Annotated in this window: 19 protein-coding genes; 9 read left to right on the top strand and 10 right to left on the bottom strand. The window is 71.4% G+C overall.

Going from position 1 to position 23,562, the window contains the following annotated elements; translation table 11 throughout:
- Positions 1-129: 129 nt before the first annotated feature.
- From RT054_RS13840 to RT054_RS13820, 5 genes are all read right to left on the bottom strand, one after another.
- A complete protein-coding gene (locus RT054_RS13840; RefSeq protein WP_313024620.1) occupies positions 130-2,163 on the bottom strand; it encodes a M13-type metalloendopeptidase in 2,034 nt (677 codons plus the stop codon).
- Positions 2,164-2,295: 132 nt separating this feature from the next.
- Positions 2,296-2,946, bottom strand: a complete 651-nt coding sequence (locus RT054_RS13835; protein ID WP_312720589.1) for an HAD-IA family hydrolase — start codon at positions 2,944-2,946, stop codon at positions 2,296-2,298.
- A gap of 441 nt (positions 2,947-3,387) precedes the next feature.
- Positions 3,388-3,909, bottom strand: coding sequence for a GNAT family N-acetyltransferase (locus RT054_RS13830; protein ID WP_313024617.1), 522 nt, complete (start codon positions 3,907-3,909; stop codon positions 3,388-3,390).
- Positions 3,906-4,841 (bottom strand): hydroxymethylglutaryl-CoA lyase, encoded by a 936-nt coding sequence (locus tag RT054_RS13825; protein WP_313024614.1) that lies wholly within the window; start codon positions 4,839-4,841, stop codon positions 3,906-3,908. The genes RT054_RS13830 and RT054_RS13825 overlap by 4 nt, the downstream gene beginning before the upstream one ends.
- A 217-nt stretch (positions 4,842-5,058) precedes the next feature.
- Positions 5,059-6,354, bottom strand: a complete 1,296-nt coding sequence (locus RT054_RS13820) for an acyltransferase (protein ID WP_313024612.1) — start codon at positions 6,352-6,354, stop codon at positions 5,059-5,061.
- A 229-nt stretch (positions 6,355-6,583) separates the two neighbouring features.
- Here RT054_RS13820 and RT054_RS13815 point away from each other — a divergent pair, with 229 nt between their 5' ends.
- Both RT054_RS13815 and RT054_RS13810 read left to right on the top strand, forming a co-directional pair.
- Entirely contained in the window at positions 6,584-8,212 is a 1,629-nt protein-coding gene (locus RT054_RS13815; protein WP_313024610.1) for a DNA repair helicase XPB, read from the top strand.
- An 89-nt stretch (positions 8,213-8,301) separates the two neighbouring features.
- A complete protein-coding gene (locus tag RT054_RS13810; protein ID WP_313024606.1) occupies positions 8,302-10,077 on the top strand; it encodes a choline/carnitine O-acyltransferase in 1,776 nt (591 codons plus the stop codon).
- On the opposite strand, the gene RT054_RS13805 is transcribed toward RT054_RS13810, so the two are convergent.
- The 4 genes from RT054_RS13805 to RT054_RS13790 are packed head-to-tail and all read right to left on the bottom strand — an operon-like array spanning position 10,040 to position 15,493.
- Positions 10,040-12,049, bottom strand: coding sequence for an ABC transporter ATP-binding protein (locus RT054_RS13805; protein ID WP_313024603.1), 2,010 nt, complete (start codon positions 12,047-12,049; stop codon positions 10,040-10,042). The two genes, RT054_RS13810 and RT054_RS13805, sit on opposite strands and share 38 nt — an antisense overlap.
- Positions 12,046-12,870, bottom strand: coding sequence for an ABC transporter permease (locus RT054_RS13800; RefSeq protein WP_312717790.1), 825 nt, complete (start codon positions 12,868-12,870; stop codon positions 12,046-12,048). Before RT054_RS13800 ends, RT054_RS13805 begins: the two co-directional genes overlap by 4 nt.
- Positions 12,867-13,928, bottom strand: coding sequence for an ABC transporter permease (locus RT054_RS13795; RefSeq protein ID WP_313024600.1), 1,062 nt, complete (start codon positions 13,926-13,928; stop codon positions 12,867-12,869). The genes RT054_RS13800 and RT054_RS13795 overlap by 4 nt, the downstream gene beginning before the upstream one ends.
- A complete protein-coding gene (locus RT054_RS13790) occupies positions 13,925-15,493 on the bottom strand; it encodes an ABC transporter substrate-binding protein (RefSeq protein ID WP_313024596.1) in 1,569 nt (522 codons plus the stop codon). The genes RT054_RS13795 and RT054_RS13790 overlap by 4 nt, the downstream gene beginning before the upstream one ends.
- 165 nt (positions 15,494-15,658) lie before the next feature.
- On the opposite strand from RT054_RS13790, the gene RT054_RS13785 reads away from it, so the two are divergent.
- From RT054_RS13785 to RT054_RS13775, 3 genes are read left to right on the top strand one after another with little or no spacing between them, the layout of a single operon-like run.
- Positions 15,659-16,372, top strand: a complete 714-nt coding sequence (locus tag RT054_RS13785; RefSeq protein ID WP_312717784.1) for a response regulator transcription factor — start codon at positions 15,659-15,661, stop codon at positions 16,370-16,372.
- Positions 16,373-16,382: 10 nt separating this feature from the next.
- Positions 16,383-17,954 (top strand): HAMP domain-containing sensor histidine kinase, encoded by a 1,572-nt coding sequence (locus RT054_RS13780; RefSeq protein ID WP_312717782.1) that lies wholly within the window; start codon positions 16,383-16,385, stop codon positions 17,952-17,954.
- Entirely contained in the window at positions 17,951-19,255 is a 1,305-nt protein-coding gene (locus tag RT054_RS13775; RefSeq protein ID WP_313024592.1) for a trypsin-like peptidase domain-containing protein, read from the top strand. Before RT054_RS13780 ends, RT054_RS13775 begins: the two co-directional genes overlap by 4 nt.
- A gap of 105 nt (positions 19,256-19,360) precedes the next feature.
- Here RT054_RS13775 and RT054_RS13770 read toward each other — a convergent pair whose 3' ends face one another.
- A complete protein-coding gene (locus tag RT054_RS13770; RefSeq protein WP_313024716.1) occupies positions 19,361-20,275 on the bottom strand; it encodes an EamA family transporter in 915 nt (304 codons plus the stop codon).
- 354 nt (positions 20,276-20,629) lie between these two features.
- On the opposite strand from RT054_RS13770, the gene RT054_RS13765 reads away from it, so the two are divergent.
- From RT054_RS13765 to RT054_RS13750, 4 genes are all read left to right on the top strand, one after another.
- Entirely contained in the window at positions 20,630-21,928 is a 1,299-nt protein-coding gene (locus RT054_RS13765; protein ID WP_313024590.1) for an inorganic phosphate transporter, read from the top strand.
- A 2-nt stretch (positions 21,929-21,930) separates the two neighbouring features.
- Entirely contained in the window at positions 21,931-22,227 is a 297-nt protein-coding gene (locus RT054_RS13760; RefSeq protein WP_312717775.1) for a hypothetical protein, read from the top strand.
- A gap of 2 nt (positions 22,228-22,229) precedes the next feature.
- Positions 22,230-22,550: a DUF3349 domain-containing protein gene (locus tag RT054_RS13755; protein ID WP_312717774.1), complete on the top strand. Its 321-nt coding sequence runs from the start codon at positions 22,230-22,232 to the stop codon at positions 22,548-22,550.
- A 74-nt stretch (positions 22,551-22,624) separates the two neighbouring features.
- Positions 22,625-22,960 carry a DUF3349 domain-containing protein gene (locus tag RT054_RS13750; protein WP_313024586.1) on the top strand — a complete coding sequence of 112 codons (336 nt, stop codon included), beginning with the start codon at positions 22,625-22,627 and terminating at the stop codon, positions 22,958-22,960.
- Positions 22,961-23,562 lie beyond the last annotated feature (602 nt).

Raw genomic sequence — 23,562 nt, 5'->3', positions numbered from 1 at the left:
GTCCGGCCCGCGTCCGGGCAACCGTACGCGGGGGCGCGGCGGGGACGGTGGGGTGAGCTGGGCCGGCGACGTGGGCAGGTGAGGCGGTCGCGCCCTCCGCGTCACCCGCACCACGTCACCCCCGCCGCCTCACCAGATGCGGACCCGTTCGGCCGGGTCGAGCCACATGCCGTCGCCGGGACGGACGTCGTAGGCCTCGACGAACTCGGTGAGGTTGCGGACGATCGTGGCCCGGAGATCGGACGGCGAGTGCGGGTCGATCGAGAGGAGTCGCTTGGCCTCCTCGGGGCGGGCCTTGCCACGCCAGACCTGTGCCCAGCCCGCGAACAACCGCTGGTCACCGGTGAGGTCGTCGATGACCGGGGCGGAGTCGAGGCCGCCGTCGCCGAGGCTGAGGCGGTAGGCGAGGTGGGCGATGGTGACGCCGCCGAGGTCGCCGATGTTCTCCCCGACGGTGAGGGCGCCGTTGACCTTCTCGCCCGGCAGGTCACGCGGTTCGAGGGCGTCGTACTGGGCGATGAGCTTGTTCGTGAGCTCGTCGAAGGCGGCCCGGTCCTTCTCGGTCCACCAGTCGTCGAGGTTTCCGAGACCGTCGTACTTGGAGCCCTGATCGTCGAAGCCGTGACCGATCTCGTGGCCGATGACAGATCCGATCGCGCCGTAGTTGACGGCGTCGTCGTCGGCGTCGACGTCGAAGAACGGCGGCTGCAGGATCGCGGCGGGGAAGACGATCTCGTTCATGCCGGGGTTGTAGTAGGCGTTGACCGTCTGCGGCGGCATGAACCACTCCCCGCGGTCGACGGGCGAGCCGAGCTTGCGCCAGTCCCGGTCCATCTCGAAGGCGCGGGCACGGCGGACGTTGCCGACGAGGTCACCCTCGACGACCTCGAGCGCGGAGTAGTCGCGCCACTCGTCGGGGTAGCCGATCTTGGGGACGAACGTGCCGAGCTTGTCGAGGGCCTTGGCCTTGGTCTCCTCGCTCATCCAATCGAGGTCGCCGATGTCGATGCGGTAGGCCTCGATGAGGTTGTCGACGAGCTCGACCATGCGCTCCTTGGCGCGGGGAGGGAAGTGCTTGTCCACGTAGAGGCGACCGACGGCCTCCCCCAGCACGGCGCCCACGAGGTCGACGCCACGCTTCCACCGGTCCCGCTGCTCCGGGGTTCCGGTGAGGGTGCGGCCGTAGAACTCGAAGTTCTCGGCGACGATCGCTGCGGACAGGAAGGGCGCCATCGACCCGATGACGCGGCGCACCGCCCACTCCTTCCACCGCTCCAGCGGCACGCTCGTGCAGGCCTCGGACAACGCCTCGAGGTAGCTCGGCTGCCGCACGACGACGTGCGTGAGCCGGTCCATGGGCGCCCCGAGGGCCTCGAACCACACCCGCCAGGGGACGTTCGGGGCGTGCCTCTCGATCTCCTCGATCGAGAACTTCGTGTAGGTGGCCACCGCATCGCGGCAACGCACCCGGTCCCAGTGCCCGGAGGCGAGGAGCCGCTCGACCTCGACGACCTCCGCCGCGTCGAACCCACCGGATGCGGCGAGACCCTCTCCCACGAGCGCGCTCATCGTGGCGAGGTGACGGGCGTAGGCCTCGCGCAGCTCCGCGTAGTCCTCCTCGCGGTAGTACGACTCGTCGGGCAACCCGAGGCCGGACTGTTCGAGGTGGGCGATGTAGGAGGACGAGTCCTTGGCGTCGGTGTCGACGAACACCTCGACCGCGCCGCCCACGCCCTCGCGCTGCAGCCGCCCGAGGATCCGCCACAGGTCCGTGAGGTCGGCGGCCCCGCGGATCGCGGTGAGGTCGTCGGCGACGGGGGCGAGGCCGAGCTCCTCCACGCGCGCCTCGTCGAGGAAGGACCGGTAGAACGCCCCGACCTTGCCGCGGACCTCCGCGTCCGACTCCGGCCCGCCGGACTCGGACGCGCCCTCGCCCTCACCGACCGCAGCGCTGACGAGTTCCTCGAGGATCACGCGGACGTCGTCGGCGGCCTTCTCGCGGAGGATGTCGAACGAGCCGTACCGGCCCTTGTCGGCGGGGATCTCCGTCTTCTCCAGCCACGTACCGTTGACGAACTCGAACAGGTCGTCCTGGGGCCGCACCGAGCGGTCCATCGCGCCGACATCGAGGCCCGAGCGCAGCCCGGCACCGTTGTCATCCATCTGCATCTCCTCGTCCATCTCTCCTCGTCGAGCTGGTTTCCCTCACCGTAACGGTGACCTCCGACAATGGTTCCCGCCTGCGAGGATCTCGGCCGAACCCCGACGGCGCAACGAGCGTCCGGCCTCACCCCGTCAGGACCTGGCCTCCTCGAGCATCCGAGCGAGTTCGGCGAGATCATTCAGGCGCAGGTCACCGTCATCCCGATGAAGCATGGCGACCCGCGCCCCGGCCGCCCGCCCCGCCGCCAGACCGGTACCGCTGTCCTCGACCACGAGGCAGTCCTCGATCGGCACCCCGAGGCGTTCCGCCCCGAGCCGATAGCTCGCCGGATCCGGCTTGCCGACCTCCACGTCGTCCACAGAGACGAGGTGGACGGGGTCGAAACCCGCGGCCCCGAGCCGGGCGCGCGCCAGCGGTGTGTCGGCGTTCGTCACGACCGCCCACGGCACGTCGAACCGTGCACACGTCTCCAGCAGATCGACCGCACCCGCGGCCGCGACGACGTCACTCACGTCGCCGGTCTCCTGAGCGAGGTGGGCGGCGTTCTCCGCGGCGATCGTCTCGTCGTCGAGGTCGGGGCGGAAGCGACGCATCGTCTCGTCGCCCGTCGCCCCGTGGCACACGGCGACGACGGCCTCGGGGTCGACTCCGTACCTCTCGGCCCAGATCCGCCACGACCGCTCGACCGAACGATGCGAGTCCACGAGGGTCCCGTCCATGTCGAGCAACAGTGCCCGGACGGGGGCGAGATCGAGCGGACCAGGAGCAGGCAGAACGACCATGCCGCCAGCGTAGGTGGAGCCGCGCCAGGCGTTCCCACGGGTCGTGGAGCACCCTCGCGCCGGGACCGGCGTGGGTGGAGTCGAGGCACGAACCCGCCCTGGGCCGGACGCGCGATCATGCAGGCCCTCGGCCTCGCCGCCGTCGGTCTCGGCGCGGCCACCTCGATGCTCTCCAGTGCGACGGCCTGGGAGTTCTGGTGGGACTGACCCGGCCCCACCGCACGTGACCGATCTCGGCGTGGACTGACGACCGACTCCGCCCTCGGCCCTCTGCCACCCCTCGACCACCACAACGGTTCACTCGGCACCCTCGGGCTCACCCCACCACGCCCCCGACCACCACAACGGTTCACTCGGCACCCTCGTGGTGGCCCTGCCGCGTCCCCGACCACCACAACGGTTCACTCAGTGCCGGCATCGAGGCCGAGCCGGTCGCACGCCTCAGAGGTCGCGCTTGAACCCCGTGTGGCTGGCGACGAATCCGAGGTGTTCGTAGAAGCGGTGGGCGTTTCCGCGAGAGGTGTCGGAGGTGAGCTGCACGAGCCCGGCGCCGCGCCGGCGGGCCTCGTCGAACGCCCACGCGAAGAGGGTCTCGCCGATGCCCCGGCCCCGCAGGCTCGACAGGGTGCCCACCCCTTCGATCTGCGCCCGGGTCGTGCCGCGGCGGGTGAGGCTGGGGATGATGGACAGCTGCAGCGTGCCCACGACCTGCCCCGACAGCTCGGCGACGGCCTGGGTCTGACCGGGGTCGGCGGTCATCCGCGCGAACGCCGCCGCGTAGGGCGCGAGGTCGCCACCCTCACGACGGGCGCCGAGGGGGTCGTCGGCGAGCAGGTCGACGATGGCCTCGAGGTCCTCGATCCGAGCCGCCCGCACGGTGACCTCGGCCTCCGCTCCCTGCCCTGCGGCGTCTCGGCCGCCGTCTGAGTCAGGGGAGGGCAGCTGCCGCTCCTCGGTGGTCATCCGCGCGCCCCCAGGGCCCGCACGACCGCGGAGGCGCTGGGCCGACCGAGCTGCTCGGCCATCCACATGCTCGTGGCGACCAGCTTCTCCAGGTCGATGCCGGTCTCGATCCCGAGGCCGTGGAGCATCCAGACCAGGTCCTCGGTGGCGAGGTTGCCGGTCGCGCTCTTGGCGTAGGGGCAGCCGCCGAGACCCCCCGCGGAGGAGTCGACGATGCTCACGCCCTTGCGCAGGGCGGTGAGGGTGTTCGCGAGGGCCTGGCCGTACGTGTCGTGGACGTGGACGGCGATGCTCGACAGGTCGATCCCCGCGGCGACGAGCCCGTCGAGGACGGCCTCCATCTGTCCCGGCGTCCCCACGCCGATGGTGTCGCCGATCGAGAGTTCGTCGCAACCGAGATCCGTGAGGCGCCGGGAGACCGCGACGACCTGCTCCGCGGCCACGTCGCCCTCCCACGGGTCCCCGAAGCACATCGACACGTAGCACCGCACCCACAGCCCCTCGGCCTTCGCGCGGTCGACGACGGGGCCGAACATGTCGAATTGCCCGTCGAGGGTGGAGTTGAGGTTCTTCGCCGCGAAGGTCTCGGTGGCCGACCCGAAGATCGCGATGGACGAGACTCCTGCCTCGAGGGCGCGGTCGAGGCCGCGGGCGTTCGGGACGAGCACGGGGCGCTGCGGCGCGCGGCCCGAGTCGCCGAGGTCGGCGAGGAGGTCGGCGGCGTCAGCGACCTGTGGCACCCACCTCGGGGACACGAACGACGTCGTCTCGATGGTCTCGACCCCGGCGCTCTCCAGCCTCCGGACGAACTCGGCCTTGACGTCGACGGGCACGATCGACTTCTCGTTCTGCAGCCCGTCACGCACCCCGACCTCGTAGATCCGGACGCGCGACGGCAGCCCCTCGGCGGGCTGGACTTGGGGGGATCGCATCGCTCGTCTCCTGACGTCGTCGTCGCGGGTCGGTCGTTACCACCCATCCTCCCTGATCCCACCGGCGGATCGCGCCCGGGCGCCCACGCCTCGCCCGCGACGACGTCATCGATTCGGGGGTCATGGCCCCGATCGGACGAGGTCAGCGAGGACGTCATCCGACCTGGCAGGGCGAGGTGGGGTGGGGTGGGGTGGAGTGCGGCGGGGGTGGGCGGGGTCAGGTCCCGGCGTAGGCGAGGGCGGCGCCGACGGCCCCGAGGGCGAGCATCCCGGCGAGGGCGAGCCAGAGGGAGGCGCGGGTGTTCTGCTTGAGACCGGGGATGTAGCGGCTCGCGTCCTCGACCCACTTCTGCCACACATGCCCGAGCAGGAGCGACAGACCGAGGAGGAGCAGGCGACGCGGCGCACCGATGCCGCTCCACGCGGCCTCGGCGAACGGGATGAGCGGCCAGTGCCACAGGTACACGGAGTAGGAGATGAGCCCGAGCCACTGCACCGGGCGCCACCCCACGACGGCGTCCATGAACGTCCCGCGCCGGGTGCCGCCCGCGATGATGACGAGGGCCGTGCCGAGCACCGCGGGCAGCGCCATCGGCCCGGGGAATGCATCGGGTGCGGCGAGCACTCCTGGCCCGGGCAGGACGTCGGGCACGGCGAGGAGGAGCGACCCGGGGAGGATGAGCACGAGCCCGATCCATCGCAGCACCGTGGCCGTGCCCTCGGTCGGAGCCCAGCGACGCAGCACGATCGTGACGAGGCCACCCGCCGCGAACTCCCACACACGGGTCGGCGTCATGAAGTAGGCGATCCGAGGGTCGGCGAGAGTCCATGCCACCGACCAGACGAACGAGATCGACGCGACGATCGCCAGGGTCACGCCGATCGCGCTCACCGTGCCGACGGTGCGGCCACGACGCCGAAGAGCGGCGGCGATCGCCACGGCGAGCAGGATGAGCGGCGGCCAGACGAGGTAGAACTGCTCCTCCGCCGACAGCGACCAGTAGTGGACGCTCGGCAGGGAGTGGATGTGGACGCCGGGGTCACGGGCCACCTCGGCTGCGGCGAAGAGGTTGAAACCGTAGAACGCGGCGGTGACGATCGCGCGCCCGACCAGACCCCACTCGTCCCGCGGGAGGAGGAGCACCGACCCGATCGCCACGACGAACAGGACCGACAGACTCGCCGGCAGCAGCCGTCGTGCGCGCCGCGCGTAGAAGGCGGGGAGACGCACGCTTCCCGTGCGGTCGACCTCGGCGATCAGGTGGCTGCTGATGAGGAAGCCCGAGATCACGAAGAAGACGTCCACACCGACGAACGACCCCTGGGTGGCGAACAACCCTGAGCCGTAGTGGAACAGCAGCACCATGCCGATCGCCACGGCGCGCAGGGCCTGAACCTCGGGATAGAACCGTCGTTGCGCCCGCTGACGCACCCGCTCCGCGCGACCACCGGTGACCGGTGCCTCGCCGCTCACCTCGGCCGATACCGGAGGCCGCGTGCTCCACAACGTCATGTCGTCCCCCCTTCCGGCGCCCCCCGAGAGCACCCCCGAACCCGCCGCCGGCTCAGCGTCCTGGACGGTCGACCCGGTTGTCCAGCATGGCCAGGCTTACCTTGCCTCTCGCCACGTCATCGTTACCGGCCGGTCCCTCTCCGCGGCGCCCGAGATCGCGGGTCCTCCGCCTCGTCGGACAGCCCCACCCCCCGGAACAACGAGGCGCCCGAGGCCGTTGTGAATCCTCGTGCCGGGTGCGTTGATCGTCCAGAGCGACAAGACCGTCCTCCTCGAGGTGGATCACGAGGACGCGACGTCCGCGCGTCGCGCGATCGCGCCGTTCGCCGAACTGGAACGCGCCCCCGAGCACGTGCACACCTATCGCGTCACCCCGCTGGGATTGTGGAACGCACGTGCCGCGGGCTTCGACGCCGAGCAGGTGGTCGACGCCCTGGTCACCCACAGCCGGTTCCCCGTGCCGCACGCGCTGCTCATCGACGTCGCCGACACGATGGACCGGTACGGCCGTCTCACGCTCGAGGTCGTCGACGGACGGCTCGTCCTGCGAGCCACCGATCGGCCGGTCCTCGAGGAGGTCCGACGCCACAAGGCGATCGCGCCACTGCTCGGCGAGGCCCTCGACGACCTCACGATCGTCGTCCACCCGAGCGAGCGCGGTCACCTCAAACAGGAGCTCCTCAAGGTCGGCTGGCCCGCCGAGGACCGCGCGGGGCACGTCGACGGGGAGTCGCACCCCATCGCGCTTCGCGAGGAAGGGTGGTCCCTGCGCCCCTATCAGGAGCACGCCGTCGACGGGTTCTGGCACGGCGGTTCGGGAGTCGTCGTGCTCCCGTGCGGCGCGGGCAAGACCCTCGTGGGCGCGGCGGCGATGGCGCGGGCCCAGGCGACGACGCTGATCCTCGTGACGAACACCGTCGCCGCCCGGCAGTGGCGAGACGAACTCCTGCGGCGCACGAGCCTCACCGAGGACGAGATCGGTGAGTACTCCGGTGCGCGCAAGGAGGTCCGCCCGGTGACCATCGCGACGTACCAGCTGCTCACGACTCGGCGGAAGGGCGTCTACCCCCACCTCGAACTCCTCGACGCCCGTGACTGGGGTCTCGTCGTGTACGACGAGGTGCACCTGTTGCCGGCGCCGGTGTTCCGGATGACGGCTCAGCTGCAGAGCCGGCGCCGCCTCGGCCTCACCGCGACCCTCGTCCGCGAGGACGGCCGCGAGGACGACGTCTTCTCCCTCATCGGCCCCAAGCGGTACGACGCGCCGTGGAAGGAGATCGAGGCGCAGGGGTGGATCGCGCCGGCGGAGTGCACCGAGGTACGCGTGGCCCTGAGCGAGGCCGAACGTCTCGCGTACGCGACCGCCGAGCCGAAGGAGCGTTACCGACTCGCCGCGTGTGCGCCGATCAAGGACGCCGTCGTCGAACGGCTCGTCGCGCGTCACCCCGACGAGCCGGTGCTCGTCATTGGTCAGTACCTCGACCAGCTCGAGACCCTCGCCGCCCGCCTCGACGCACCGCTCCTCACCGGCGAGACCACGGTGCGGGGCCGCACCCGCCTGTACGAGCAGTTCCGCGCGGGAGCGATCACCCGCCTCGTCGTGAGCAAGGTCGCCAACTTCTCCGTGGACCTCCCCGACGCATCGGTCGCCATCCAGGTCAGCGGCGCGTTCGGCTCGCGGCAGGAGGAGGCCCAGCGCCTCGGCCGCGTGCTCCGTCCCAAGAGCGACGGACGCGCGGCCACCTTCTACACGGTCGTCACCCGCGACACCGTCGACACCGACTTCGCCGCCCACCGCCAACGCTTCCTCGCCGAGCAGGGGTACGCCTACCGGATCCTCGACGCCGACGACCTGTGATCACGTCCGCGCGGCGCCGAAGGCCCCGCGCGGGGCACGCGTGGGCGAAGATTCAGGCATCCGCCCGAGCCGTCCGAGAAAGCCCCCACATGACGTACCTGCCGGTCCCGCCGCTGGCGCAGACCCTCGCCCGTTATCAAGAGGTCGTCTCCCCCCTGCTGGAGGAGCACGAGGCCGCGCGCACGGCCGAGATCTGCGCGGAGTTCGAGGCCGGCGACGGCCCACGACTGCAGGAGGCGTTGGAGCGCAACGCCGAGGCGGCGAACGGCGACGGCACGAGTTGGCTCACCGACCTCTGGTACGCGGCCTATCTCGCGAGCCGCACTCCCCTCACGCTCACGAGCAACGTCGGGTTCGAGCTCGCGTGGCCGGAGGAGGACGAGGGTCTGAACCGCGCGACCCGGCTCGCCCACCGTCTGGCCCGCATCCACCTGCACCACACCCGCGGTGAGATCGAACCGCAGACCTCCCCCCGCGGGGAGGCGTTGTGCATGCGCCAGTGGAGTTACCTCGCGGGCGGCATGCGTCGCCCGGGCGCGGAGATCGACGAGATCGTCCCCGGGCCCGAGGACCCGGCCCGCCGCGAGATCGTCGTGCTCCACCGCGGCCGTGCGTTCGCGGTGCCCGTGAGCGACGAGCACGGAGACGTCATCCCCCTGTCCGCGCTCCGCACGGCGTTCGAGCGCGTCCTGGCGACGACGGCCGACGCACCCGCCACCGGCTGGGGCGAGGGCGAGGAGACGCCGTTCTCCGCCTGGTCCTACCTCGGCAGCGTCGAGGCGGCGGCGTACGAGCGCGAGCTCCTCGCCGACTCCCACAACGCCGACACCTACGACCGGCTGCTGCGCGCGTTCTTCGTGTTCACGCTGCTCGACGACGCGGCGACGCCAGAGGAACACGCCCTCGACACCGCCTTCACCTACGGCCGCACGTGGCCGTTCAAGCCGGTGGGTTACCTCGCCTGCCTCGCCGACCGCTACGCGGGCATGCACATCGAGCACACCGTCGCGGACGGCGGCACGCTGCAGACCGCGATCGGACTCGCGCAGGAACTCCCCGACGACCCCGACACCCCCCGGGACGAGATCGACGAGGCCGCCGCCGGGTCCGGTGAGGCGGACTCCCCTCACGAGGCGGGCGTCGGGGGCCCCGAGCCCCTCACGTGGACCCTCACCGACGACCAGCGCGCCCGCCTCGCCGCGGACGTGGCCGTGTACGAGGAGGAGGCGGCCCACGTGCGGCTGCGGGTCGTGCGTGGCCCGATCATCGACGGCGGTGGACGCAGGATCTCCGCGGACGCCGTGCAGCAGCTGGCGATCCTCTACGCCCAGCTCCGCACGTACGGGCGGGTGCGCAGCACGTACGAGTCCGTCGACATGCGCGAGTTCCAGGCCGGACGCACCGAGGCGATGCGCCCGGTGACCCCCGAGGCCGTGACGCTCGCGCAGGCGATGGTGGCGGACGCCGCGACGCCCGGGCAGCTCGACGCCGCCTTCGCCGCGCACAAGCGGCGGATCATCCAGTGCAAGAAGGGAGAGGGTGTCGACCGCCACCTGCTCGGCCTGCGCGTCATGGCCGGCGAGCTCGGGCTCTCGACCGCGTTGTTCGAGGACGCGGCCTACCGTCGGCTCACCACCGACTTCCTCTCGACGACGTCGCTCGGCACCGACGACCGGATCGTGCGGTACATCTTCGCGCCCACGACCGACGGCGGCATCGGCGTCGATTACTCCCGTCGCAGCACCGGTGAGTACGAGTTCGTCCTCATCCACGGCCCGAAGCGCGACGGCGACATCGAGGAGTTCGCCGCCGCGCTGGAGGACGGGATCAGTCGGATCGCCGCACTCGTCGCCACCACCGGCTGAGCCGCGCGCCGCTGCGGCGACCGGGCGGCGCACCCTGCTCGGACCCCGGCCCGCCGGTGGGGCCGGCCTGGGGTGCCCTCGCATCGCCGGTCCGCGTGGCGGCACCCACGGCCGTCGATCCCCCGCCGTCCCCCGCTGCGGATGCGGGGCTCCCGCCCGGGCTGCGGTCGACGTCGAGGGTCGGGGTGTCGGCGAGCAGCGCCCTCGTGTACTCCTCCCGGGGGTGGTCGAGGACCTCGGCGGTGAGCCCGGATTCGACGACCCGCCCCTGGTGGAGGACGAGCACCCGGTCGGCGATGGAACGCACGAGCGCGAGGTCGTGGGTGACGAAGACCATCGCGAGGCCGTGCTCGTTCTTGATGCGGGTGAGCAGGTCGACGATCGCCGCCTGGATGGACACGTCCAGCGCCGAGGTGATCTCGTCGCAGACGAGCACCTCGGGCTGGGCGGCCAGCGCACGGGCGATGGCCACGCGCTGACGCTCACCGCCGGAGAGACCCCCGGCGCGCTTGCCCATCGTCGCGTCACGCAGCTGCACCGAGTCCAGCAACCGCACGACCCGGTCGCGCGCCTCCGCGCCCTTCGCGATGCCGAACAGGGCGAGCGGGCGCCGGAGGATCTGCTCCACCGTGCGGCGCGGGTTGAGTGAGCCGTAGGGGTTCTGGAAGACGTATTGGATCTTCTGCCGCTGCTTCTGCGTGCGCTTGCGGGCGCCGGTGGCGAGTCGGTCACCGCGGTAGGTGATCGTCCCGTCCCACTGGTCGTGCAGGCCGCCGAGGGAACGGGAGATCGTCGTCTTGCCCGAACCGGACTCGCCGACGAGCGCGACGACCTCACGCACCGCGACGTCGAAGCTCACGTCGTGGACGACGTGCGCGCCTCCGTAGTACACGTTCAGGCCCTCGATCGAGAGGACGACCTCGCGGTGGGCGTCGGGATCCGTGTCGCGGACGACGCGGTCGTCGGGGTCCCACGCGGGGAGGGTGTCGGTGTGGAAGCAGGCCGCGACGTGGTCGGGGCCGATCTCGTACGGCGGCGGCTCGCTCGCCGCGCACTCCTCCGTGGCGAACTCACACCGGTCGTGGAACCGGCATCCGGAGGGCCGCGACCCGGGGGGTGGGGTCCGGCCGGGGATGCCGTCGAGTTCGACCGGCGCATGCAGCCGCGGGATCGCCCGCAGGAGCGCCCGGGTGTAGGGGTGCGAGGGTCGCGCGAAGATCGACCGCGTCGTCCCGTGCTCGACGATCCGTCCGGCATACATGACGGCGACCTCGTTCGCGATCCGCGAGACGACGGCGAGGTCGTGGGTGACGTAGAGCGCCGCGACGGAGTACCTGTCGCACAGCTCCTGCAGCGTGCGCAGCACCATGCCCTGCGTGGTGACGTCGAGACCCGTCGTCGGCTCGTCGAGGACGAGGACCTTGGGTCGCGGCAGGAAGACCATCGCGAGCGCGACGCGCTGCACCTGGCCCCCGGAGAGCTGGTGGGGGTAGCGCCGCAGGAACTCGTCGTCGGCGGGGAGGCCGACCTCGGGGAGGATCTGTCGGATGGACGCCTCGCGCTCCTCCGCCGATCCGATCTCGTGCATGTCGAGCAGTTCGCGCAGCTGGACGCCGATGCGGTGCGCCGGGTTCAGCGCGGAGCTCGGGTCCTGCGGCACGTACCCGATGTCGACGCCGCGGATACGGCGGACGTCGTCGTCGTCCATCGCGCGGATCTCGTGGCCGGCGACCTCCACGTCACCGTCGGTGAGGCGGGCACCGGCACGGGCGAAGCCGAGCAGGGCGGTGCCGGCCGTCGTCTTGCCCGAGCCGGACTCGCCGACGAGTCCGACGATCTCGCCGGGCACGAGGGTGAGGTCGACCTGGTCGACGACGTCGGCCCCGGAGGTGAGTCCCACGGTGAGTCCGCGCACGGTGCAGACGGGGGCCTCCGACGGAGGGCGGGAGGTAGTGGCGTCGATCGTGGTCATGAGGACGTCCCCTTCGCGGCGTGGTCGCCGAGGCCGTCGGCGATGAGGTTCGTGCCGATCGTGAACACGGCGATGAGGATGACGGGCGCGAGCACGCCCCAGGGCTGGACGAGGAGGGCGAGCCTGTTCTCGTTCGTCATCTGCCCCCAGTCGGCGGCGCCGGGGTCGGTGGCGAAGCCGAGGAAGCCGATGCCCGCGACCATGCCGATGGAGTACGTGAGGCGCAGACCGGCCTCGGCGAGCAGCGGCACCACGAGGTTGGGGCCCAGTTCGGTGACGGCGATGCGGAGTCGTGACTCGCCCATGGCCTCGGCGGCGGCGACGAAGTCACGGGAGACGTACGTGAGCGCGACGCCTCGGGCGACCCGGGCCACTCGGGGGATGTGCGCGAGGGCGACGAGGAGCGCGATCATCCACCACGTCGGCTGCTCCACCGCGGACAGGACGACGAGCGCGAGGAGGATCTGCGGGAAGGCGAGCAGGACGTCGCCGGCCCGCATGACGACCTCGTCCAGCCATCCGCCCGCGTAGGCGGCGATGACGCCCGCGAGGGTGCCGACGACGACGCCGAGGAGCGTCGCGACCAGGGAGATGAGGAGCACGGACCGGCCGCCGTAGAGCACGCGGCTCCACACGTCCTGGCCGAGGTAGTCGGTGCCGAGGAACGCACCGTCGTGCGTGAACGGCCGCCCGACGATCTGCTGCTCCCCGTAGGGCGCGATCCAGGGCCCGAAGAGGGCGAGGAGCACGACCGCGAGGGTGAGCAGGGCGCCGATGAGGATGCGCGGGTCGCGGAGCATCCGCTGGATTCGCTCGCTCATGCCGCCATCCCCGTCCGTGCGCGGGGCAGGAGGAGGATCGAGAGCACGTCGGCGACGAGGTTCACGACGACGTACGCGGCGGCGATGATCATCGTGAGCGCCTGGACCATCGGGAAGTCGGAGTTGCGCACCGAGTCCACGAGCATCGCTCCGATCCCCGGGTAGTTGAACAGGTACTCGATGAGGACGATGCCGCCGACCAGCCATCCGAGCTGCAGCGCGGTGACCTGCACGGTCGGCACGATCGTGTTGGGCAGGACGTGACGGCGGAGCACGCGTCCCTCCGGGACGCCCTTGAGGCGGGCGAGTTCGGCGTAGTCGGAGTCCATCGCCTCGAGCATCGTCGAGCGCAGGATGCGGACGAGGTAGGGCACGATCGCGACGACGAGGGTGAGGACGGGAAGCACGAGACTGACCGGGCTCTGCCAGGCGAGGGCGCCGACCGGCAGCACCGTGACCGCGGGGAGCAACTGGAAGACCGTCGTCGACAGGAGCGCGACGAGCAGGATGCCGGTGACGAACTCCGGCACGCCGGCGAGTGCGAGGGTGACGACCTGGACGACCTGGTCGACCGCCGAGCCCCGGCGCCGCGCGCAGAGCATCGCGATGAGCAGCGACAGCGGGATCATGAAGAGCGCGACGAGGAACACGAGGAAGGCGCTGTTGAAGACCCGGCCGCCGATGAGCTCGGTGACCGGCAGACCGCTCGCGACGGATTCGCCGAGGTCACCCCGCAGCAGGCCGCCCAGCCAGGTGAGGTAGCGCTGCCACAGCGGCTGGTCGAGGTGCAGGGCGGCGGAGATCGCGGCGACCCGCTCCGGGCTGACGTTGTAGTCCTTGCCGAGGATGGCGCGGACGGGGTCGCCGAGCGCGGAGGTCGCGAAGAACACGATGAGGGAGACGACCCACAGCGTGATGATCGCGAGACCGACTCGGCGCAGCAGCCACTTGGCCCACCCGCGGCGCGCGGAGCGGGGGCGGGAGGTGCTCGTGTCCGCGGCCGAGGTCACGGGGATCGGTCCGGTTCTGGGGGTGAGACGGGCTCCGGTGTCGCTCATCGTTGCTCCACGGGCGAGAAGGTGTTGAAGCGGTAGGCGGAGACGGGCTGTTCTCGGGCCGGCGTGACGCCGGTGACGAACGGGCCGTACGCGTCGACCTGGTTCTGGAACGCCCAGATCAGATAGCCGCCCTTCTCGTACTCGATCTGTTGGGCGTCCTGCAGGAGGGTGCGCCGACGCGTCTCGTCCAGCTCGCGGAAGGCCGACCTGATGAGCCCGATGAACTTCTCGTCCTCGAAGTGGGTCTCGTTGTAGGGCGAGTTGGGCAGGGCACAGCTCGCGACCTGCGGCAGGTAGAGCCGGGTGTTCCAGAAGTCCTGGGCGAACACCCACGAGAGGTACTGGTCGCCGTAGAAGACGCTGGGGTCGACCTTCTTGACCCGCACCCGGACCCCGGCCTTACGGGCCTGCTGGGCGAAGAGGTTGGCGCTCTCGACGCCGCCGGTGCCGACGGCGGTCGAGGTGACGAGTTCGACCTGGAGGTCCTCGGCGCCCGCGGCCTTGAGCAACGACCTGGCCTGGTCGATGTCCTGCTCGCGCTGCGGTACGTCGTGACCGATGTAGGCGGGATCGAACGGCGCGTAGAGATCGTTGGCGAGACGGCCGTAGCCGCCGAGGGCCTGATCGATCATCTCCTGGCGATCGGCGATGAGACGCATCGCGGTGCGGACCCGCACGTCGGTGAACGGTGTGGTGTCGACGCGCATGGTGAACGGCACCCAGCCTCCGGTCTCGGAGACGAGGGTGTGCCCGCCCTGCTTCTCGATGGCCCCGGCGAGGTAGGTCGGCAGGTTGTCGATCGTCTGGACCTGACCGGCCAGCAACGCGTTGACCTTGGCGGCGTCGTCGGTGAAGTCGAGGATGACGAGTTCGTCGAACTGCGGCTTGGCCTCACCCCAGTAATGCTCGTTGCGGAGGAACCGACTGCGTTGCCCGGGGACGAACGACTCGTACCGGAAGGGCCCCGTGCCGATCGGCCGGGCGAGGTCGAAGTCCTCCGGGACGATGCCGACGGAGTAGTTCGCGAACATCTGATCGAGGATCGCGTACGGCTCCTTGAGGACGAGCCGGTAGGTGCGGCCGTCGAGGACGCGGCTGCTCTGCAGATCGGCGATCGGCGCCAGCTCGGCGAGGAACGGCGCGGGGTTCTCGGGGTCGAGCATGCGGGAGAGGCTCGCCCGGACGTCCTGCGCCCGCACCGGCCGCCCGTCGTGGAAGCGGAGCCCGGGACGCAACCGGATCGTCCACTGCGTCCCGTCGGCGTTGGGCGAGATCTCCTCGGCCAACGCGGGCTCGATCTGGTAGTCCGGGGTGAACCGGTAGAGCGACTCGTACAGCTGCCGCACCCGCGCGATGTCCGGGATCGTCACCGGGAAGTGCGGGTCGAGGCTGTCCTTGAGTCCGCCGCCCGTCGCCCCGTGGACGAGCTGCTTGTTGACGGCGTCCGAGCTCGGCGTGCTGCAGGCGCTGACACCGGGTAGCGCGAGCCCCGCGAGTGCGCCGAGACCGAGCTGGGTGAATCGCCGTCGGGTGAGCTTCGGTATGTCTGCACCTGCCGTGGCCATGGACCGACCCCCTTGTCATCGGTGTGTCGGACTGTAGTGCGCTCAGGACGTGAATGTCCGTCGGTGGCCACGTGGATCTCGTCGCTCCGGGGTCGCGCACCCTGGACGTCACCCGTCCGGCAATCGTTCAGCGAACATTCAGCCTCGCCGCTCATCCTGGGTTTCGTGAGTACTCCGTCGACCCCCGAAGCCCGACTCCTCGTCGTCGAGGACGAACCGAACATCCGCGAACTCCTGGCGACGTCGCTGCGTTTCGCCGGGTTCGAGGTCTTCACCGCCGGTGACGGCGCCTCGGCGATCTCGGTCGCCACCTCCGAACAGCCCGACCTCATCGTCCTCGACGTGATGCTGCCCGACATGGACGGTTTCGCCGTGACCCGCCGCCTGCGGGAGACCGGGCGCCACATGCCTGTCGTGTTCGTCACGGCGCGGGACTCCCTCGAGGACAAGGTGACCGGGCTCACGGTCGGCGGCGACGACTACGTCACCAAGCCGTTCAGCCTCGAGGAGGTCATCGCCCGCATCCGCGCCGTGCTGCGACGGACGCGCGGCGACGAGCCGCAGGACGCGGTCCTGCGCTTCCACGACCTCGAACTCAACGAGGACTCCCACGAGGTGCGCCGTGGCACCCGCGTCATCGACGTCTCCCCCACCGAGTTCAAGCTGCTCCGCTACCTGCTGCTCAACCCCAACCGGGTGCTGAGCAAGGCGCAGATCCTCGACCACGTGTGGGACTACGACTTCCGCGGTGAGGCCGGCATCGTCGAGTCCTACATCTCCTACCTCCGGCGCAAGATCGACCGTCCGGACGCCCCGGCGCTCATCCACACCCGACGGGGTGTCGGGTACGTCCTGCGTCTTCCTCCGGAGACCACGTGAGCGGGCGGCGATGAGCCCCACGACGCCCGCACCCCCCGCCACCCCGACCACGGCGTCGGCCCCGGCCAGGCGGGGCGTGCGCGCCCGGATCGTCGACGGCCTGCGCCGGTGGTCGCTCACGTGGCGACTCATCGCGGTGCTCGTCGTCCTGCTCGTCCTCGCCCTCACGCTCTCGAACGTCGCGACCGGCGTCCTCATGCGCAGCTACCTGCTCGACCGCACCGACGCCGAGCTGCACATCGCCGCCGGCCCGGTGGCCGACAAGGTCCTCGAGCAGTACCGCTACCGCAGCAGCGTCGACATCCCCCGTTCGTACGCGGTCGTCGTCATGCGGGCCGACGGCTCCCCCGAGGCCGCGTTCTGGCCGATGGGCAGCGAGCGCCCCGACGTGCCGCGCCTGTCGCGCGACGACCCCCGTGTCATCACGCACACGACGTTCACCGTCGGCTCCGTCGACGGTGGCGGGGAGTGGCGGGTCACCTCGGGGCCGCTCGCGAACGGTACGGGCACGTACGCCGTCGCCGCGTCCCTCGAGGGTGTCGAGGAGACCGTGCGCCGGATGCTCGTCGTCAGCACCGTCATCGGGCTGCTCGTGGTGTCGGCCTGCGTCGTCGTCGGGTGGCTCGGGTTCCGGCGGGCGTTCCGGCCGCTGCGCGCCATCGAGGACACGGCCGCGGCCATCGCCGACGGTGACCTCACCTCCCGCGTGCCCGAGCACGCCGCGCACGACGAGGTCGCGAGTCTGTCCCGCTCGATCAACGTGATGCTCAGCCAGATCGAGGCCTCGTTCGCCGACCGGCAGGCCTCCGAGACCCGCATGCGGCGGTTCGTCACCGACGCGAGCCACGAGTTGCGCACGCCCCTCGCGACGATCCGCGGCTACGCCGAGCTGTACCGGCAGGGCGCGGCCACCTCCCCCGAGGCCGTCGCCTCGTCCATGCAACGGATCGAGGGGGAGGCGACCCGCATGAGCGACCTCGTCGAGGACCTGCTCACCCTCGCGCGCCTCGACAACCGGCGACCCATGCTGTTCGAACCCGTCGACCTCACGGTCATCGCGGGCGACGTCGTGCAGGACGCCCGCGCCCGCACGTCCACCCACACCCTGCGTCTCGCGGGGATCGCCGGGCGCCCCCTCGGGCCGGTCGTCGTCGACGGCGACGACGCCAAGCTCCGCCAGGTCGTCACGAACCTCGTCGCCAACGCGCTTCACCACACCCCCGAGGGCACGTCGGTGACCGTCCTCGTGGGCACCGAGGCCGGCCGCTGCCGAGTCGAGGTCATCGACGACGGCCCCGGCGTCGACCCCGAGGCCATGCCCCACCTGTTCGAGCGCTTCTACCGCACCGACCCGGCGCGTGGCCGCCGTCCCGCGGGCGGACACGGACTCGGCCTCGCGATCGTCGCGGCGATCGTCCAGGCCCATGGCGGCCGCACCGGAGTCGCCGCCACCCCCGGCGGGGGCGCGACGTTCCTCGTCGACCTCCCCGCGTCCACCTCGGCAGACGTCGCCGACCCCTTCGATCTCTCCGACCTGCCCGACCCCGTCGACCCTGCCGATCCCCCTGAGGAGACGCCATGAGCACCACCCCACCCACCGGACCCCCCAGCGGGTCGTCGCCGGAGCCCACGTGGCACGACGACCACTCCGCGGGGGGAGCGCCGCACACACCGCCCTCCCCGTGGGCGGCCCCCGGCGCCCAGGGCGCGGGCTCCGCACCGAGTACCTACCCGAGCACGCCACCGCGCCGCCGGAGGAGCGGATGGCTCGTGCTCGCGCTCGTCGCCCTCATCGTGCTGGCCCTCGGCGCGGCCTCGATGACCACGTTCATCCGCGACGAGCGGGCCCCCTCGAGCCTCGCCCAGAGCGGCGGGCTCCCTCAGGGCGAGCAGGCCCCGAACGCTCCCGTCGCACAGGCCGACGCGTCGGCTCCCGATTGGTCGGCCACGGCCGCTGCCGTCTCCCCCAGCGTCGTGTCGATCACCGTCGAGGCCGGCAACTCCGGCGGCGAGGGCTCGGGCGTCATCTACGACCGCAAGGGCCACGTCCTCACCAACAACCACGTCATCGCCGCCGGTGGCCGCGGCGCCGACATCCTCGTGACCCTCGCCGACAAGCGGGTGTTCAAGGCCCGCGTCGTCGGCAGCGACGCCGCCACCGACCTCGCGGTCATCGCCCTGCAGAACGCCCCGGACGACCTCCGCAACATCACCCCCGGCGACGACCGCGCCCTGCAGGTCGGTCAACCCGTCATGGCGATCGGCAACCCGCTCGGTCTCTCCGGGACCGTGACCACCGGCATCGTCAGCGCACTCAACCGCCCCGTCGTCACCGCGCAGGAGAGTCAGGCCGGTCGAAGCGGCGAGGGCGGCGAGCCCGTCGTCACCAACGCCATCCAGACGAGCGCCGCGATCAACCCAGGCAACTCCGGCGGTGCCCTCGTCGACGCCTCCGGCAAGCTCGTCGGCATCAACTCCGCCATCGCGTCGATGGGTGAGGGCAACGGTGGCCAGTCGGGGAACATCGGCATCGGCTTCGCCATCCCCGTCACCGAGGCGCAGTCGGTCGCCAACCAGCTCATCGAGAAGCAGGTCGTGGCGCACCCCTACCTCGGTGTGCAACTGCGCAACGCGATGGCGACCGAGGGGTCGACCACGCGCCGCGCCGCCGGTGTGGCGAAGGTCCTCCCGGGCACTGCCGCCGCCGAGGGCGGGCTTCAGGCCGGGGACGCGGTCATCGCGATCGACGGTGCGGCGGTCGATTCCGCGCTCTCCCTCACCGCGCAGGTACGCGCCCGCGAGGTGGGCACCCCGACGACCCTGACGATCGTCCGCGACGGGAGCCGTCAGGACGTCAAGGTCACGCTGGCCCGCAAACCCTGACCCCACCCCGAACACGACCGCGCCCCCGACGACATGTCGGGGGCTCGGTCGTTCATGCTCGACCCGCCGCAGGACCCGACCAAGGCGCCCTCGGCCCGACGAGCCTCAGAGACCCGGCGGCTCCGCAGCCGGTCGCTGACGGGGCCGGTCGTGCGTCCGGCCCCACCCTGTGCCGACGCCGAGGGCCATGAGGACGCCGAGGATGACGACCCCACCACCGATCAGCCCGAGGAGCCCGGGGATCTCGCCGCTGTAGGCGTACGCCGCGACCATGCCGATCGGCGGCACGAGCATCGACCAGGGGGCGACCGACGACGCGGCGTGCCGGGAGAGCAGGGCGTTCCAGATGCCGTAGCCGGCCATCGAGGCGAGGTAGGTGATGAAGCCGAGCCCGAGCAGGGCCATGGGCGTGACGTGGGTGAACGCGTGGGCGATGGCCTCAGGGCCCTCGAGGAGATAGGAGCCGAGGAACAGCGGGATCGGCGGGACGAGCGCTGACCACACGACGAGGGAGAAGCCGTCCCGCGGGGGCCGACGCCGCACGAGGACGTTGCCGAGCGCCCAGGAGGCGGCGGCCGCGACGGTCATGAGGAACGGCAGCGCGGGCGCGGTGCTCATGTGGCGCCACCCGACGAGCACCATCCCGCCGATGCCGATGAGGATCCCCGTCACCTGGTAGGCCGTCGGCCGCTCCCGCAGCAGGACGGCCGCGATGACGACCGTGAAGACGGTCTGCACCTGAAGCACGAGGGAGGCGAGGCCGGCGGGCATGCCGAAGTGCATGGCGGAGTACAGGAGACCGAACTGCAGGACGCCCATGGTCAGGCCGGCGCCGACGACCGTCCGCAGGCCGTTGCCCGGTGGGCGGACGAAGAAGACGGCGGGGATCGCGACCAACGTGAATCGGAGGGCGGCCAGCAGGAGCGGCGGAAAGGAATCCATCCCGAATTGGGCGGCCACGAAGTTGACCCCCCAGATGAGGGCGACCAAGCCGGCCATCACCCTGTCGCGTCGTGACATCACCGGCTCACGGTATCGGGGCCCCGCGGCGCGGCCGTCGGCCGGCCGGTCCGTGGTCACGGCGCACCTCACCGGATGAAGGGGCGTCGCTGCGACGTCATGAGGCGCATCTCCCGGCGGATCGCCGTGCCGTGGGGGCGACGCGGGGTCGTGCGTCGGGATCCGGGCGTCGTCCGAGAACCGCGACGAGGGCCTCGGGCATGAATTTCCAGAGCGCGTTGAGTAGACGGTGCACCAACGCCGCATGAACTCCCGGCAAACATGCAGGTCGATGCTGGACTTCGAGGCCCCCGGACGTCCTCCCCCTCCCTCCCGGGCACGGAGGTGTCGGACCGGGGGTCCACAATGACAGGCGTGGACGTAGCGCTTCTTCTCGTCGCCCTCGTGGTGATCGCCGCATTGGCCTTCGACTTCACCAACGGCTTCCACGACACCGGGAACGCGATGGCGACGTCCATCGCGACCGGCGCGTTGAGACCCAAGACCGCCGTGGCTCTGTCGGCCATCCTCAACCTCGTCGGCGCGTTCCTCTCCGTCGAGGTCGCACTCACGGTGACCAACGCGGTGGTCCGGGTGCAGGACAAGACCGGGGCGCCGAGACCCGAATTCCTCGCCGACGGCGGGCAGGCCCTGCTCATGATCGTGCTGTGCGGTCTCGTCGGCGGGATCGTGTGGAACCTCCTCACCTGGCTGCTCGGTCTCCCCTCGAGCTCGTCGCACGCGCTGTTCGGCGGCCTCATCGGCGCCACCGCGGCCGGGCTCGGGTGGTCGAGCGTCAACTGGGCGGGCGACGGCACCAAGCTCGACGGCGTCCTCGGCAAGGTCGTCCTCCCCGCACTCGTGTCCCCGGTCATCGCCGGCCTCGCCGCGGCGGTCGGCACGTGGCTGGTCTTCCGGATCACCGGCGGGGTCGCCGAGAGGTACAAGGAGCGCGGGTTCCGCTGGGGCCAGATCGGCACCGCGTCGCTCGTCTCCCTCGCCCACGGCACCAACGACGCCCAGAAGACCATGGGTGTCATCACCCTTGCCCTCATCGCCTCCGGGGCGTGGACCGACACCGGGAGCATCCCGCTCTGGGTCAAGGTGTCCTGCGCGCTCGCCATCGCGCTCGGCACCTGGATCGGCGGCTGGCGCATCATCCGCACCCTCGGCAAGGGACTCGTCGAGATCTCCAGCCCGCAGGGCATGGCCGCCGAGTCCGCCTCGGCGGCGGTCATCCTCACCTCCAGCCACCTCGGGTTCGCGCTCTCGACCACCCACGTCGCCACCGGCTCGATCCTCGGCACCGGCCTCGGCCGCCCGGGGGCGCAGGTGCGTTGGGGCGTGGCGGGGCGCATGGTCGCCGCGTGGCTCATCACCCTCCCCTCGGCGGGGGTCGTCGGCGCGCTCATGTGGTGGATCGGCCACACGATCGGCGGCGCGGTCGGCGCGCTCGTCGTCTTCGGCATCCTGCTCGCCCTGTCGTTCTTCATGTGGCACCGCTCGCGCCAGGCACCGGTCGACCACAGCAACGTCAACGCCGACTGGGAGGGGCGCCTCGCCCCGGCACCCGCCGGCTCCGCCGCGTCCGTTCCCGTCGGTACGGACGCCGCACCCCCCACCACCACGTCGGCGCAGACGCACTCGGCGTCGGCGCACCCCCAGGAGGTCTGATCATGGCGGGTCTGTTCGCCGACGCGGTCTGGAAGGTCGCGGCCGTGTCGATCCTCGTGGGCGCCGGACTGCCCGCGCTGTTCGCGGTCGGCATCAGGGCGATGGCCTACGGGGTCGGCGGCGACGCCGAGGTCGGGATGCCGGAGGGCCACCCCGTGGGCAAGGTCGTCGGCTATCTGATCTTCGCGCTCGTGCTCGCGTTCATCCTCACGGGGATCGCGATCATCGTGTCCTCCGGGCTCGGCATGAAGGTCAGCTTCGAGCACGTGTACCCGACCTTCGCGCCCAAGGGGCACTGACCGTGCGCTTCTCCGCGTCGGCGATCCTCGACTGGCTGCGCGCCGGCTACCCGCGGGGTGTGCCCCAACAGGACTACATCGCGCTCCTCGGCGTGCTGCAGCGACACCTCACCGACGACGAGGTCGTCCACGTCGCCCGCGCCCTCCTCGCCCAGACCGACGGCCGGGACGTCGACGAGGACCTGATCCGTGCCCGCATCCATGAGCACGTCAAGGGCGCCCCGAGTGATGAGGACGTCCGGCGGGTGGCCGCACACCTCGCCGCCGGTGGTTGGCCCCTCGCCGGGCCGCACGCCGGGGACTCCGAGCCCGGAGTGGACTGAGCGACCCCGACGAGCCGACAGGTCGCCTCCCAGCGATACTGAAAGACGGTTCTCGGCAGACCAAGGAGTGCTGGATGGGCGCCCTCGACCGATTTCTCGGCTGGCTCCGCGCGGGCTACCCGACCGGTGTGCCCGAAGCGGACTACGTCCCCCTCATCGCCCTGCTGCGCCGCCGCCTCACCGACGAGGAGATCACCGACCTCGGACGTGAACTCATCGACAAGGACCTCATCCCCGCCGACCGCGTCGACATCGGCGTCGGCATCCTCTCGCGCACCGACGAGGTCCCGAGCCCTGAGGAGATGCACCGCGTCGGGGAACGCCTCCGCGCCGCCGGCTGGGAGGTCGAGGGGCCGGCCCGCCCCGCCGAGCAGGGTGACACCGGACAGGGCCCCTCGATCCCGACCTGACGCCCCCGCCCTCCGCCCGCCCCCCACACCCGAGATGGCAGAGGCGAGCCCGCGGAACATCGGAGGACTCGCCCTCACCTCACTGGCCCGCACGGTCATCGACACGGCGCGGTGGACGCAGGATGACCGAGCCGCCGAGGCTGTCGTCATCGACTCGTGTCAACGGTGCCTCCTGATCCGACGCACGTGCCCGCGAGCTGTGACGCCACGGACGCGCCCCGGGAACCGGCCGAGCCCGGCGGGCGCTCGAGATCGCCGAGGCAGGCGCCTGGTCCGTCGCGGAGGGCGACCTCACAGGGTGCTGCGACGCTCCCCCGCCTGCCACGTGCCTGGCTCAACCCTGTTCTGCGGACACTGACAGGGCGTCGACTCATCACCCCCGACGTGTGGTTCGACGACGTCGCCCTCGCCATCATGGTCCACTCGAAGGCGCACCCTCTTCTCGGCGACGACTGGGGGCGCGCGAACCTCGAGATGGCAGGGCGTGGGGACGGGCGAGGGCCCGGCCGCTGTCGCGGCCGGGCCCTCGTTCCGTGGTCAGTACGGTCGGCTCGGAAGCGCTGTTCGATCCGGCTTCCTCGTCGCCCTCAGCCTCCGCGAGG

Origin of the sequence: Mobilicoccus sp., from assembly GCF_032060985.1 — a bacterium.
Lineage (GTDB): Bacteria > Actinomycetota > Actinomycetes > Actinomycetales > Dermatophilaceae > Mobilicoccus.
This window is presented reverse-complemented; position numbering and strand designations above follow the sequence as displayed.

Coding starts and splice junctions, on each gene's coding strand:
- RT054_RS13810 (WP_313024606.1), top strand. CDS start 8,302: ATGACGTACCTGCCGGTCCCGCCGCTGGCGCAGACCCTCGCCCGTTAT.
- RT054_RS13825 (WP_313024614.1), bottom strand. CDS start 4,841: ATGCGATCCCCCCAAGTCCAGCCCGCCGAGGGGCTGCCGTCGCGCGTC.
- RT054_RS13770 (WP_313024716.1), bottom strand. CDS start 20,275: ATGTCACGACGCGACAGGGTGATGGCCGGCTTGGTCGCCCTCATCTGG.
- RT054_RS13795 (WP_313024600.1), bottom strand. CDS start 13,928: ATGAGCGACACCGGAGCCCGTCTCACCCCCAGAACCGGACCGATCCCC.
- RT054_RS13780 (WP_312717782.1), top strand. CDS start 16,383: ATGAGCCCCACGACGCCCGCACCCCCCGCCACCCCGACCACGGCGTCG.
- RT054_RS13840 (WP_313024620.1), bottom strand. CDS start 2,163: ATGGATGACAACGGTGCCGGGCTGCGCTCGGGCCTCGATGTCGGCGCG.
- RT054_RS13775 (WP_313024592.1), top strand. CDS start 17,951: ATGAGCACCACCCCACCCACCGGACCCCCCAGCGGGTCGTCGCCGGAG.
- RT054_RS13800 (WP_312717790.1), bottom strand. CDS start 12,870: ATGAGCGAGCGAATCCAGCGGATGCTCCGCGACCCGCGCATCCTCATC.
- RT054_RS13830 (WP_313024617.1), bottom strand. CDS start 3,909: ATGACCACCGAGGAGCGGCAGCTGCCCTCCCCTGACTCAGACGGCGGC.
- RT054_RS13805 (WP_313024603.1), bottom strand. CDS start 12,049: ATGACCACGATCGACGCCACTACCTCCCGCCCTCCGTCGGAGGCCCCC.
- RT054_RS13760 (WP_312717775.1), top strand. CDS start 21,931: ATGGCGGGTCTGTTCGCCGACGCGGTCTGGAAGGTCGCGGCCGTGTCG.
- RT054_RS13835 (WP_312720589.1), bottom strand. CDS start 2,946: ATGGTCGTTCTGCCTGCTCCTGGTCCGCTCGATCTCGCCCCCGTCCGG.
- RT054_RS13820 (WP_313024612.1), bottom strand. CDS start 6,354: ATGACGTTGTGGAGCACGCGGCCTCCGGTATCGGCCGAGGTGAGCGGC.
- RT054_RS13750 (WP_313024586.1), top strand. CDS start 22,625: ATGGGCGCCCTCGACCGATTTCTCGGCTGGCTCCGCGCGGGCTACCCG.
- RT054_RS13790 (WP_313024596.1), bottom strand. CDS start 15,493: ATGGCCACGGCAGGTGCAGACATACCGAAGCTCACCCGACGGCGATTC.